The sequence below is a fragment of the Phosphitispora fastidiosa genome, assembly GCF_019008365.1.
Taxonomy (GTDB): domain Bacteria; phylum Bacillota; class Thermincolia; order Thermincolales; family UBA2595; genus Phosphitispora; species Phosphitispora fastidiosa.
In genome coordinates, this window is sequence record NZ_JAHHUL010000010.1 from 62,560 (window position 1) to 75,947 (window position 13,388).

General features: G+C 51.5%; 11 protein-coding genes. All 11 read left to right on the forward strand.

The annotated features are described in order from the left end of the window. Positions 1 to 242 precede the first annotated feature (242 nt). The 11 genes from Ga0451573_RS10530 (at position 243) to Ga0451573_RS10580 (ending at position 13,171) form a co-directional block, all read left to right on the forward strand. Complete coding sequence (locus Ga0451573_RS10530; RefSeq protein ID WP_231683997.1) at positions 243 to 860, forward strand: TadE/TadG family type IV pilus assembly protein; 618 nt, start codon at positions 243 to 245, stop codon at positions 858 to 860. Beyond that, a complete protein-coding gene (locus tag Ga0451573_RS19815; protein ID WP_269438217.1) occupies positions 857 to 1,387 on the forward strand; it encodes an A24 family peptidase in 531 nt (176 codons plus the stop codon). The genes Ga0451573_RS10530 and Ga0451573_RS19815 overlap by 4 nt, the downstream gene beginning before the upstream one ends. Before the next feature lie 132 nt (positions 1,388 to 1,519). Beyond that, on the forward strand, positions 1,520 to 3,073 hold the full coding sequence (locus tag Ga0451573_RS10540) for a DUF6382 domain-containing protein (protein ID WP_231683998.1): 1,554 nt from the start codon (positions 1,520 to 1,522) through the stop codon (positions 3,071 to 3,073). Between the two features lie 414 nt (positions 3,074 to 3,487). Beyond that, complete coding sequence (locus Ga0451573_RS10545) at positions 3,488 to 5,131, forward strand: serine/threonine protein kinase (RefSeq protein ID WP_231684000.1); 1,644 nt, start codon at positions 3,488 to 3,490, stop codon at positions 5,129 to 5,131. A gap of 107 nt (positions 5,132 to 5,238) precedes the next feature. Next, the gene (locus Ga0451573_RS10550; RefSeq protein WP_231684002.1) at positions 5,239 to 6,588 is read left to right on the forward strand and encodes a TrkH family potassium uptake protein; all 1,350 of its coding nucleotides are present in this window, start codon (positions 5,239 to 5,241) and stop codon (positions 6,586 to 6,588) included. Between the two features lie 42 nt (positions 6,589 to 6,630). After that, positions 6,631 to 7,278: a potassium channel family protein gene (locus tag Ga0451573_RS10555; protein ID WP_231684004.1), complete on the forward strand. Its 648-nt coding sequence runs from the start codon at positions 6,631 to 6,633 to the stop codon at positions 7,276 to 7,278. Continuing rightward, entirely contained in the window at positions 7,271 to 8,092 is an 822-nt protein-coding gene (locus Ga0451573_RS10560; protein WP_231684006.1) for a TrmH family RNA methyltransferase, read from the forward strand. Before Ga0451573_RS10555 ends, Ga0451573_RS10560 begins: the two co-directional genes overlap by 8 nt. Positions 8,093 to 8,478: 386 nt before the next feature. Further along, on the forward strand, positions 8,479 to 8,973 hold the full coding sequence (locus tag Ga0451573_RS10565) for a hypothetical protein (protein ID WP_231684008.1): 495 nt from the start codon (positions 8,479 to 8,481) through the stop codon (positions 8,971 to 8,973). A gap of 243 nt (positions 8,974 to 9,216) precedes the next feature. After that, positions 9,217 to 10,239: a phenylalanine--tRNA ligase subunit alpha gene (locus Ga0451573_RS10570; protein ID WP_231684010.1), complete on the forward strand. Its 1,023-nt coding sequence runs from the start codon at positions 9,217 to 9,219 to the stop codon at positions 10,237 to 10,239. Positions 10,240 to 10,252: 13 nt separating this feature from the next. Next, complete coding sequence (gene pheT, locus Ga0451573_RS10575) at positions 10,253 to 12,670, forward strand: phenylalanine--tRNA ligase subunit beta (protein WP_231684012.1); 2,418 nt, start codon at positions 10,253 to 10,255, stop codon at positions 12,668 to 12,670. A gap of 117 nt (positions 12,671 to 12,787) precedes the next feature. Further along, entirely contained in the window at positions 12,788 to 13,171 is a 384-nt protein-coding gene (locus Ga0451573_RS10580; RefSeq protein WP_231684014.1) for a cell division protein ZapA, read from the forward strand. The last annotated feature ends 217 nt before the right edge of the window (positions 13,172 to 13,388 follow it).

The window sequence follows — 13,388 nt, forward strand, 5'->3', positions numbered from 1 at the left end:
ATTCTAACCTTGTTCCTGGTGAAGCCACGGACTAAACCGCCAATTCGCCATCCGTGGCTCAGTGGCGGCTCCGCCATCCATGGCTCCGGTCCGTGGCTTCACTTAGCGGAACTGCGGTAACCTTTCTCACGGCGGCACTGCAAGGAAAATCTTATACAACAGCTCACCACATACCACGGTCATTTCCGAAGCCACCTGGAGGGAAAACACAAAGAGATTTAAGTGACAGGAGCAGAGAAAAAGTGAAACTGAGAAGATGTTTCGGGGATTCCAGGGGCAGTCTTACTGTGGAAGCAGCCATAATATTCCCGGTGTTTCTGGCTATGATGATGGCAATTATTAATTTCATTAATGTGGTTATGGTTTACGTGGCCATGGACCACGCTGTCAGTGAGACTGTGAAGCAGATTGCCGCACATGCATACCCTCTGAAGGAATTAAAAACCGACAGCAAAACACTGAATTTAATCACAGGGGAGAAAATGTCCCAGGCTGGAATTGTGGGTGAAATTTTTAACCGGGTCGCAGCCAAGGGGAGCAGTCTGGCACTTGAAACAGTTATCAAAGAGATTGCCCGGGAACGGATCAAAGAGATATATCCTCTGGGGGAGCTGAGTGACAATGATTTTCAGATCTCCAGGGTCTCCGTATATAACCCTAATGGTACGGCAGGCAGCAACAGCCGGATCAATAATGTCTCCCTGAATAATGAAGATGTGGCCATTGTGGCGGAATACCGGGTCAAGCTCCTGGTCCCCTTTTTCAGCAGAATGATTCCCCTTTCCGCGGCAGCGGTTGAGAGGGCCTGGGCTGACGGCCAGATCCTTCCCAGTGACCCAGGAGAGGCAGGTGTCCTATGACCGCCTTGTTCACGGCAAAGACATTGATATTGGCAGTTACCCTGGCAGCAGCGCTGTTTTTTGATATCAGGTACTGCCGGATAAAAAACGCTGTTACTTTTCCGGCAGCGGCTGCCGGTATTCTGGTTAATTTTGCGGAGCGCGGCTTCCCGGGAGCACTGCTGGCTGTAAAAGGCTGGGTTCTTCCGGTATTGGCGCTGTTTATCCTTTACTACATAAATGTTATGGGAGCTGGGGATATCAAGCTCTTTGCCGCTATAGGGGCGATTATGGGCCTTCCCTTTGTAATGTACTGTTTTCTTTTTTCTGTATATATCGGAGGTGTCATAGCGTGCTGGCTGTTAATCCGCAGGGGACAGTTTCGGGACAGGATGGGGAGGCTTTATGGTTATGCGAAAGCCGTATTGTTTTCAGGACGGCTGTTCCCCTACTGTGTGAAGGGGGATAATGAGTCGAAGTTTATTTTTACGGCAGCTATTGTTCCGGGGACTGTTGTTAACTGGGTTTTGGTGTATGTTTGGCTCTAGGAAATGACCGGGCATGACATATGGTGAGCTATTGTATCGATTTTCCGCAGCGCTGCCAGGAAAATCTTGTACAACACCTCACCAAAACAAAACCCATTTAGCAAGCCCTGGAACATGAATAGGATGAAACTTGTGAGAGGTTTAACCGAGAGACTTATATATTACCGGGAGGTTGATGCGAAAGTGACAGGTGTACTGTGGGAATTTAGGACAGAGTACAGGGTCGATTCAGGGAAAAGTTATCTCGTTCTCAGCAGGGAGGGGCTGGAAAGCGGAGATATTCTGGGTTTTCAGGTGGAAATGCTGGCTAACAATAAGATTCCCGGTATTGTGCAGATACAGTTAAGGGAAAAGAATGGCGAGCTGGAAATTTATTATGACCTGACCGGACTGGTAAGCCTGAGAAATCACCTGAAGAGGCAGTGCATCAGTAAGGTTGAATTTATCCGGCTGCTGGAGGGCATGGTGGCGATTTTATCTGATGGCAGCAGGTACTATCTGGACAACAGCTCTTTTGTGTTCAATGAGGACTTTATTTACCTGAATCCGGTAACGAAAGAGGTCTTTCTGATATATATTCCGGCCGGAATTCCGCAGGACACAGGCCAGTCGTTTAAAACGATGGTGGTCAATACCCTGATCTGCAGCGCCAATATAGATACTGCAGATAATTTCGTCCAGAAGCTGCTGAAGCTTTTTGGCAGTGGCGCTTTTAACCCCGGTGAATTTTGCAGGCGTCTGAAAACTATTGATGTGGATGATTGCAGCATGGCGAATCAGGAAATCGGCGCAGCATGTATAAGCGGTGAGACGGGTTCGACCGGGATTAACGTGCCGCCCGGCTTAGTGAATACAGATAAGGCTGCCGCAGCAGGGGTTTCCTGTGAGCTGCAGCCTTTGGATGGCGCTGCTGCGAGAGCAGGGAAAAACACCAGGACAATAGCGCTGGCAGTACTGGCTGTGATTGCAGTTACCGGGGCCATATTATCCAATATATATAGCAGCATAGGAGGCTTTGGTGATATTCTGGCTGATACACAGTTGGCCGGATATCTGCCTGCAGGGGCAATCGCGCTTCTGGCGGCAGGCGGGGCAGTTGTCTGGCTGGTAAGTTCCGGGAAGAGGACGGGAAGGCCGCCGGTAGAGGAACCGGTCAGCCGTCATGCCGGTCTGCAGAGATTTGTGGCTGAAATCAACGTGCCTGAACCTGAAAAGAAGCCGGATGCCTATAGTGCGCCGGATGCCTATAATGCGCCGGAACTGTATAGGGAGCCGAATGCAGTAAATGTGCCGAATGCAGTAAATGTGATGGATGCAGTAAATGTGCCGAATGCAGGAGTGGTGTCAGATGAGGCTATGCTGACAGAAGAAACAGTGCTGCTGGGAGGAGTGGATTATCCGTTTTTGATGGCTGTTAACGGGGATGAGACAATAGTAATCGACAAACCTGAGTTTATCATAGGAAGAAATGAGAGCGCCTGTGATTATGCTATCAGGGACAGGAGCATCGGAAGGGCCCATGCCAGGATAAAAGCAGTTGATAATGTCTATTACATCCTGGACATGGATTCTAAAAACGGCACCTTAATAAATAATACCAGGATTATGAGCAGCCAGCAGTATGAGTTGAAGCATAATGACCGGGTCGCTTTTGCGAATGTGGAATATTGTTTTCGGGTTAAGTAGGGTTTTGAAATGGCTGGTGAAGAGATGTGGTGAGGCATTGTAACGGTTTTCCGCACCGCTGCCTATGAGTCTAACCTGCAAATCCCCAGGCAGCAAGGCAGCGTCCCCGAACTCGATGGCTCATTAAGCTGTATTTAATGGATGGCCGCCTCCCGTTTTGGCGAGCCAAAACTTCCCGGCGGCCTTCGCCATCTTCGGACATGCGGGGACTCTCTGCCTTGCTGCCAGTGTTTTGCAGCCAGACTCATAACGGCAGCAGTGCAAGGAAAACCTTATACAACACCTCACCACATCTCACGGCCATTTCAAAGGCCCATCTTAAGTAAAACAAAAGAGAAAACAAAAGAAAAAAACAAAAGAGAAAATGAAAAGAGAAAAAAATCCTTGAAGAGAAAATGAAGCAGGAGGTGTAGTATGCTTAGTGCCGGGGATGTACTGGAAGGGAAATACCGTATTATCAGGCTGCTGGGTCAGGGGGGATGGGGCCATGTTTACCTTGCCGAGAACCTTAAGGTGGGCAACCGGTGGGCCGTTAAGGAGATAGAAACAGCCCGGGAATTCCGGGTTAATTTCCTGGCTGAGCCGGAGATACTGAAAAAACTGAATCACAGCAGTTTGCCGAGAATTATCGATATTTTCCGCAGCGGGAATTTCCTCTATATAATAGAAGACTATTTCGAAGGCATCGGCTTGAAGGAGGTAATCGGGACCAGGGAAATGTGCACTGAAGAAAATGCTGTGTACTGGGCAAAACAGTTGTGTGAGATATTGATATATCTCCACAGTCTGGAGCCTAACCCGATTATCTACAGGGACATGAAGCCAGGCAATATAATAATTGACAAGGAGAATCAGGTCAGGCTGATTGATTTCGGCATCGCCCGGGAATTTAAGCGGGGCGGTGCAAGTGATACCACTTTTATCGGGACCCGGGGGTATGCGGCCCCGGAACAGTTTTCGGTTGACGGCCAGTCTGATGAGAGGACTGATATCTACGGGCTGGGAGCCACCCTTTATCACGTGGTTACCGGGGTAAATCCCGGGCAGCCGCCGTTTCAGATGGTTCCGGTACGGCAGGTGAATCCGGCCCTTTCTGAAGGCTTGGAGCGCTTTATTTCCCGCTGTGTGCAGGCAGATCCGGGAAAACGATATCAGGGTGCGGGAGAAGCGCTGGAGGCATTAGAGGCGCTGGAGTCCATGGAACCCGGCGGCAGGAGCGGCAGTAAACTGAAAACCATAATCGGCACGGTTGCCGGCAGTCTGCTGGGGAGGGAACGGGCAAGTCTGCTGGGGAGTGAACGGGCAAGTCTGCTGGGGAAGGAACGGGCGAGCCTGCAGGGGGAACAGGTGAGCCTGCAAAGAGAACGGGTGAGTGGCTGGAGGGAGCGGAGCGGTCCCGGGAGCGGCTTAATCGGGACAGTGGTGATAGCGGTTGGCGGCGCTGCCAGGGGAACCGGCTGTACTCATACCGCGCTGGCGGCAGCAGCTTTTCTGGCCCGGAAGGGCTTGCAGACAGCCTTACTGGAGCTGAATGAGAACCCCGTATATCAGACAATTCAGGAGGAATATCCGGAAGCAGGGCTGCTGGAGGGGTCGTTCCGGCACAGCGGGGTGGACTTTTACAGTCAGGGCCCGGCGGGCAGCAATGATATGCTGATTAAGGTGATCAGGGCCGGATACCATTACCTGGTGCTGGACCTGGGAGTGGTCTGCAGGACCGGGGCTAAAGGCATCTTTGAGAAATCGCCGGGATTTGATGAGATGGTCCGGGCTGACCTGACAATACTGGTGGCCGGGGCTGCCGTCTGGCAGTTGAAGGATCTGGCGCCTTATCTCAGGGAACCGGCTGCCGGGAGCTGGCGTTTTGCCTTCAGGGCCCCCGAAATGTATCTTTTCCACAAAATAAATAAAGAGCTCCCTCAGACCTGTCTGCCAATACCCTTTGCTCCCGCCCCTTTTAGAATAACCCCGGAAACAGAAGGATTTTACTGCAAAATGCTGGAACCGGTATTGCCTCCGCTGGAGAACAAGAAAAAGTGGTCTGTTTTCTCCAAATAGGGTTTATCAAAAGCAGAAATGAGGTTTGCTAAAAGAATGAAATAGTTCTATAATGGGAATTAATGATTTTGGAGGAAATGATAGGTTTACGTGGAGGCAGACAGGCAATGAAAACAAAGATAAAAGGCAGCATATTTAACCGGTTTACCCCGTCACAGATACTGGTAACAGGGTTTGCCGGCTTGATTCTGTTTGGCGCTGTTTTACTGTCACTGCCGCTGTCCAGCGCTGCCGGGGAGCCGACCAACTTTATTGACGCCTTATTTACCGCTACTTCGGCAGTCTGTGTTACCGGGCTGGTGGTGGTGGACACGGGAACATATTATTCCACCTTTGGTCAGATTGTCATTCTTCTGCTTATCCAGATCGGCGGCCTGGGCTTTATGACTATGGGTACCCTGTTTGCCCTGCTGCTGGGTAAGAGGATCAGTCTCCGGGAACGGCTGGTTATGAAGGAGGCCTATAATAAGATGTCTATAGAAGGGGTTGTCAGGCTGGCCAAGGCTGTTCTGGCAATTACCTTTTTGATTGAGGGAATTGCCGCCCTGATCCTTGGTTTCCGGTTTGCCGGGGAGTTCGGATTGGCGCGGGGGATGTATTACGGGCTGTTTCACTCGGTATCGGCTTTCAATAATGCCGGTTTTGACCTTTTAGGGGATTTTAGGAGCCTGACAGGTTTTACCTCAGATATTCCGGTAAACCTGGTAATCTCGGTTTTGGTTATCCTGGGCGGACTAGGTTTCAGTGTAGCTGTAGACATTTTAAGTAAAAGAAAATGGCGGGCTTTTTCCCTGCATACCAAGATTGTTATCAGTACTACTGCGATACTGCTGGCTGCCGGCATGGCCGGGGTTTTTCTGCTTGAGTTCAACAATGCGGCCACCATGAAGGGTCTGCCGCTGCAGGCAAAGCTTATGGCATCATGGTTCCAGGGGATGACTCCCCGGACTGCGGGTTTTAACACTTTGGATATTGCCGGCTTAAGGAATGCTACCCAGTTTTTAATTATTATCTTTATGTTTATCGGGGCATCCCCGGGGTCAACGGGCGGCGGGGTGAAGACCTCTACCTTTGCAGCCCTGGTTATGGCTGTAATTGCGATGGTCAGGGGCAAGGAGGATGTGGAGATGTTTGGCCGCAGACTGCCCCGGGATATTGTGCAGCGTTCCCTGACAATTATAGCCAGCTCTATTGTTTTTGTTATCCTGATCACAATGCTTTTGACGATAACGGAACAGGCCGAATTCCTGGCAGTGCTGTTTGAAGCAACCTCTGCTTTTGGCACTGTCGGGCTTAGTATGGGTCTGACAGCAAAGCTTACCCTCCTGGGGAAACTGGTCATAATTTTTACCATGTATGCGGGACGGCTGGGTCCGCTGACAATTGCTTTTGCGCTGGCCCAGAGAAGCCGGAAGGCTCTATATCACTTGGCTGAGGAGAAAATAATGGTGGGGTAACCTGCTAACCGGGAACTTATTGTGGACAGGGGGAATATTTTGATGAAACAGTTTGCTGTGATCGGTTTGGGCCGGTTTGGTACCGGAGTTGCCAAAACACTGCACACAATGGGATATGAGGTGCTGGTCATTGATGATGACGAGGAGAGAATCCAGGAAGTTATTAATGATGTTACCCATGCCATCCAGGCTGATGCCAAAGATGAAAAGGCCCTGAAGGCCCTGGGCATCAGAAATTTTGATGTGGTTATTGTGGCCATCGGCCAGGATATGCAGGCAAGCATCCTGGTCACTGTTCTCCTGAAGGAATTGGGGGTTAAGTGTGTAGTCACCAAAGCACAGACAGAACTGCACGGCAAAGTGCTGGCCAAGGTAGGGGCTGACAAGGTCGTTTTCCCGGAACGGGATATGGGGGCACGGCTGGCTCATTCCCTGGTTTCCTCAAATGTGCTGGACCATATCGAGTTGTCTCCCGACCACAGTATTCTTGAGGTTATTGCCCCTGATAACCTTGTCGGCAAAACCCTGAAGGAATCGGCATTGCGGGCCAAGTATAAGATAACCATCATGGCCATCAAAAGAGGTGGGGAGATTATCGTATCCCCATCGCCGGATGACCCCATCAGGGAAAATGATATCCTGGTAGCTATCGGGGACAATGACAACCTGAGGAGGATTGAACGTGAATAGGGTCGAGGTGATTACCAGCAGGCAGAACAGCCTGGTAAAGCTGGTCCGGGGGCTGGGCAGCCGGCGCGCCAGGGAGGCGGAAGGGGTTTTTGTCATTGAGGGGCCTAAGGTTATCAAGGAAGCCCTTGTCTCAGGGGTCTCTCCCGAGAAAATTATTGTTTCCCAGCGGGCCTTGGAACACCGGGCGGCGGCGGAGTTGGTGAACGGTGCTGACCTGCATGCTGAAGTCATTATGGTCAGTGATGAGGTTATGGAATACATGAGTGAGACTGAGACACCGCCGGGGCTGCTCGGCCTGGTCAGGATGCCGGAAGCAGGCCTGGCGGGACTGAGCGCTCTAAAGACAGGGCCCCGGGCGCTGCTGGTAATAATTGACGGGGTTCAGGACCCCGGCAATGTCGGGACAGTAATCAGGGCCGCAGATGCCTTTGGAGCTGATGCTGTGGTCACGACCGGCGGTTGTGCCGATATATATAACGGCAAAGTCCTGCGGGCTGCCATGGGCTCGGTTTTTCACCTCCCGGTTGTCCGGGATGCAGAGCCTGCCGAGCTGCAGGAATTTCTGAAGGACAGGGGGATTACAGTTGCGGCAACCTCGCCCGGCGAAAATGCCATCTCCCTCTCAGAAGCAAGGCTGGCGTGGCCGTTGGCAGTTGTTTTCGGAAGTGAGGCCAGGGGGGTGTCCCCCGAATTCCGTGAGGCTGCCGGTATCCTGGTAAGAATACCCATGCCTGGCAGGGCGGAATCCCTGAATGTGGCGGTTGCCGCCGGAATCACCTTATATGAGGCTTGCCGTCAGCGCGGCTGTACGTAAGTCAAACTTGTAAATAGTGATAGGTTATGTTATAATCGTTTTCGAAAGGTCCCCAAAAAAGAGTAGTGAAAGGTAGTGGTCTCAATGTTGTCACCCGCCGAATTTTTTTGGAGGATATTCGAAGCCACCGGTTCTGTAACTGCTTATATCAATTACCGGAGAATGGTGGGGCAGTGTAAGAGACTGGCTGTCCATTGATGGGACATCAGTATACAATTTCACAGACTACCCAAATGTGATGAACGGGAGAAGTAATCTGGACAATTTTCCATCAGGGATTAAGGGCCGCAGACTGGAAGCCCTTATTGGAAAAGTCAGGTGAAGTTCACCCGGAAGCAGCGGGCTGAATTTGTTCCCGGTATCAATCGCTCCGGGCAATAGTAGGTTTGGCCGGAGTTCTCCGCCGTTACAGGGAGGCAGGCAGCAGCGGCAGCTGCGGCTTGGCAGATGAGTGGGTTATCTTAACAAAAAGGGTGGTACCGCGGAATACAAGCTTTCGTCCCTTACTGGGTGAAGGCTTTTTTATTTTTAGATTTTTATTTGGGTGGAGGCTTCCGGAAATGACCGTGAGCGAATGTGGTGAGCTGCTGCACCGATTTTCAGCAGCGCCGCCTATGTGTCTAGCTGCCACTCCCCTTCAGCAAGGCAGCGTCCCCGAACTCGATGGCTCACCGGGAGTTTCTCATAAGATGGCCGCCTCTCGTTTTGGCGAGCCAAAACTTCCCGGCGGCCTTTCGCCATCTTCGGACATGCGGGGACTCTCTGCCTTGCTGCCGGTGATTTGCAGCAAGACTCATAAACGGCGGCGCTGCAAGGAAAATCTTGTGCAGCACCTCACCACATTCTACGGTCATTTCCTAAGCACATACATAAAAATATAAATAAATAAAAAGAGCGGAATAAACAGAAGACCAAAAGATAAAGAGATAAAAAAGAGAAAAAGATAAAGAGATAAAGAGATAAAGAGAAAAAGATAAAGAGATAAAGAGAAAAAGATAAAGAGAAAAAGATAAAGAGATAAAGAGATAAAAAAATAAAGATAAAGAGAAAACAAGCAGAGATGCTTTGTATATAAAGGTAGGAAACAATAATTCCGCGGAAGCGGAGTTTTAAGGAGGAAGGAAATGAAGGACAAGCTTGAGCAGATTAAGGCAGCTGCCCTTGACAGCATAGCTGCCGCAGCCGACCTGGACCAGATTAATGAAATCAGGGTCAGGTATCTGGGGAAAAAGGGTGAACTGACCACAATCCTGAGGGGCATGGGCGCTCTCAGCGCTGAGGAAAGGCCTCTGGCGGGCCAGTTGACCAATGAGGTGCGCCAGAGTATTGAAAGCGAACTGGGCCGGAAAACCGAAGCCCTGAAAGAAGAGGAAAAGCTGGGGCGTCTCCAGGAGGAGACTATCGATGTCACCCTGCCCGGGAGGCCTTTTCAGGTGGGCAGGCGCCACCCGCTGGTAATGGTGCTTGATGAGATCAAGGATATCTTCCTGGGGCTGGGCTTTGAGATTGCCGACGGTCCCGAGGTAGAATTGGATTACTATAATTTTGAGGCGCTGAATTTTCCTCCCGACCACCCGGCCCGGGATATGCAGGACTCCTTCTATATTGATGAAGGCATTCTGCTGCGGACCCATACATCCCCGGTACAGCCGCGGGTGATGGAAAAAAGGGCGCCATACATACCTGTGAAGGCTATCGGACCCGGCAAGGTTTACCGGCGGGATGATGATGCCACCCACTCCCCTATGTTTCACCAGGTGGAAGGGTTTATTATTGATAAGAATATTTCCTTCAGTGACCTTAAGGGCATCCTGCTGATAGTACTCAGGCAAATGTTTGGCGAAGACCGGGAAATCAGGCTGAGGCCCAGCTTTTTCCCGTTTACGGAGCCCAGCGCAGAAGTGGATGTCTCCTGTATCATGTGCAATGGCAAGGGCTGCCGGGTTTGCTCCAATACGGGCTGGCTGGAAATACTGGGCGCCGGCATGATCCATCCCAATGTGCTGCAAATGTCCGGCTATGACCCCGAAGAGGTTACCGGCTTTGCCTTCGGAATTGGTATCGAACGGGTAGCTATGCTCAAATACGGAATTGATGACCTGCGGTTATTATTTGATAATGACAAGCGGTTTTTAGCACAGTTTTAGGAGGAGGACTAAGATGAGGGTTTCATATAAGTGGCTCAGGGAATATGTTGATATTCCCGTATCGCCTGAGGAATTGGCTGAGCGGATGACAATGGTCGGTGTGGCCGTAGAGAACATTGAATATCCGGGCAAGGGAATTGAAAAGGTCGTTACCGCAAAAATCGAGAAAATTGAACCACATCCCGATGCCAATAAGCTGGTCGTCTGCAGGATCAATACCGGTTCGGAAATGCTGCAGGTAGTCACCGGAGCGCCTAATGTCAGGGAAGGGCAGGTTATCCTCCTGGCCCTGGTCGGGGGAGCAATTCCCGGAATGAAGATAACCAAGGCCAAGCTGAGAGGTGTGGAGTCATTCGGAATGTTATGCTCCGCCAAGGAACTGGGGCTGGACCCGGAGAACTTTCCCGCGGACCAGAGGGAGGGTATCCTGGAATTTCCGGAAGACACCCGGCTGGGCATGGATGCCCGGGAACTGCTGGGGCTTGATGATGCTGTCCTGGAGCTTGAGCTTACCCCCAACAGGGCGGACTGTCTCAGCATGACAGGTGTGGCCAGGGAGGTATCCGCCGTGCTGGGGACAGCGCTGCAACTGCCCGAAATAGGTGTAAAGGAAATCGAGGAGATCATTGACGGCAAGGTGACTGTTGAGATTAACAATCCCGATTTGTGCGGCCGGTATGTGGCCCGCCTGATCAGAAATGTGAAAATAGGTCCTTCACCGGTGTGGATGCAGCAGAGGCTGCAGGCTGCCGGGGTAAGGCCTATCAGTAATATTGTTGATGTTACCAATTATGTGATGATGGAAATGGGACAGCCGCTGCATGCCTTTGATTATGACAAGCTGGCCCAACAGGCAATTATCGTGCGCCGGGCCCGGGAGGGGGAGAAAATGTTCTCCCTGGATGATGTGGAACGGGAACTCAACCCTGAGATGCTGGTGATTACCGACCCCACAGGGCCGGTGGCCATAGCCGGGGTTATGGGGGGGCTGGATACCGAAATTACCGGCGACACCACCTCAGTCCTTATTGAGGCGGCATATTTCAAGCCTGCCAGCATCCACCGGACCTCCAAAAACCTGGCCCTGAGGTCTGAGTCCTCAGCCAGGTTTGAAAAGGGTATTGATATCAATGGCTGTCTGGCTGCGGCAGCCAGAGCCTGCCAGCTTATTCAGGAGATGGACGGGGGCCGTCCGGTCAAGGGGGCTGTGGATAATTTCCCCGCTCCGCCGGCGAACCCTGTTATCAGGCTGAGACCGGAAAGAACAGCCCTGATCATGGGAATTACCGTTCCCCGGGAGCAAATCGGGGATATCATGGCCCGACTGGGCTTTGGGGTGACTGAGGATGGCAATGATTTTATGGTGGAGGTCCCCACCAGGCGCGGGGATATTACCACCGAGATTGACCTGATAGAAGAGGTCGCCCGGCTGTTTGGTTACAATAATATACCGACCACCCTTCCGGAAGGGGCCAGTACAGAAGGTCGCAAGAGCGAAGCCCAGGTCATGGCAGACACAATCAGTGATTTGATGGCAGGGTGCGGTCTGAATGAAATTATTACCCTGAGCTTTATGAACCCTAAAGCCTTTGATATGTTGAACCTGCCGCCGGAGCACTCCTTAAGGAAGGCGGTGACTGTGCAGAATCCCCTCAGTGAGGAGCAGCGTGTCCTGAGAACGACGATGCTGCCCGGAATCCTGGACATTCTGTCCCGCAATACAGCCAGGAAAAACCGTGATCTGGCGTTTTTCGAAATGGGCCGGATATTCATCCCTGTAGAGGGTGAGAAACTGCCTCAGGAAAAACTGACCCTGGCGGCTGCAGTGATGGGCAAAACCAGGGCCGGCTGGCAGTCAGCAGCTCAGGAAATGGACTTTTACTATCTCAAGGGTGTTCTGGAGTCACTGCTGGATACCCTGAATATCAAAAAATACAACCTGGTCCCGGAAAACCGGGAGAGTTCGTGCCATCCCGGCAGGACTGCCAGGATTGAACTTGGGGGCGAAGCCTTCGGGATAATCGGTGAGATTCACCCCAATGTGGCGGAAAATTACCGTCTCAATGAGAGGGTTTATGTGATGCAGCTGGATGTGGAGACACTCCTCCGGTCTGCGGGAGGGGTCAAGCAATACAGCCCGCTGCCCAGGTATCCGGCTGTGGAACGGGATATGGCGATAGTTGTGAGTCAGGACATTACGGCAGGGGAGATTAACCGCGTAATCAGGAAGAGCGCCGGCAATCTCCTGGAAAGGATCAGCCTGTTTGATGTCTACCAGGGTTCTCAGATAAAGGAAGGCTTCAAGAGTATGGGATTTTCCCTGAGGTTCCAGTCGCCTGAGCGGACCCTGACAGATGAAGAGGTGAATCTGATTCATCAAAAAATACAGCAGGCCTTAAAGGATAATTTCCAGGCTGAGCTGAGGGGCTGAACAGAAGAGAACCCTAAAAACATACCGGCAGCCTTTCGAAATCCCCGGCAGGAATTTGCCGATATATGGCGAATATTGAAAAAGATGAATATAAATGAAGGCAATGGGAGGATCGGTATGGAAGATAAGGGCAGGGCGACGGTACAGATTTATGGTGAGGAATATACGGTAAAAGGCGAGGCTTCACCCGAATACCTGAGAATGCTCGCCGCCTATATCGATAAGATGATGAGACAGGTTGCCGCACGCCAGCCAAGGCTGACAACAGCCAGGGTGGCGGTGCTGACAGCGCTCAACATAGCTGATGAGATGAGCAAGCTTCAGGAGGACTATGATACCCTGGTGAAGCTGATGGACACTGAAAAGAGAAAACCTGACGGGGAGCAGAAGAGGCCTGACGAGAACAAGAACAGGTCTGACCAGAATAAGAACAGGCCTGACCAGGATAAGAACAGGTCTGACCAGGATAGGAAAAAAGAATTTCAGAAAAAGAAGGCATAAACAAAAAGGACGTCTCATGAGAGGCGTCCTCAGATTATTGACAAACCTTGGGTTTTTCGAGTATGAAAAAGTAATATGGACAGGGGTAGATGAATTCCTCCGGCGGGGCCCCCAATCCGTTACCGAAGCCCCGGCTTTTTAGAAAAGCCGGGGCTTCGACGGATCGGGGGGACCCCCAGACATCTCCGCCGGCAACAGCTCCCGCTTCGCGGGTCGC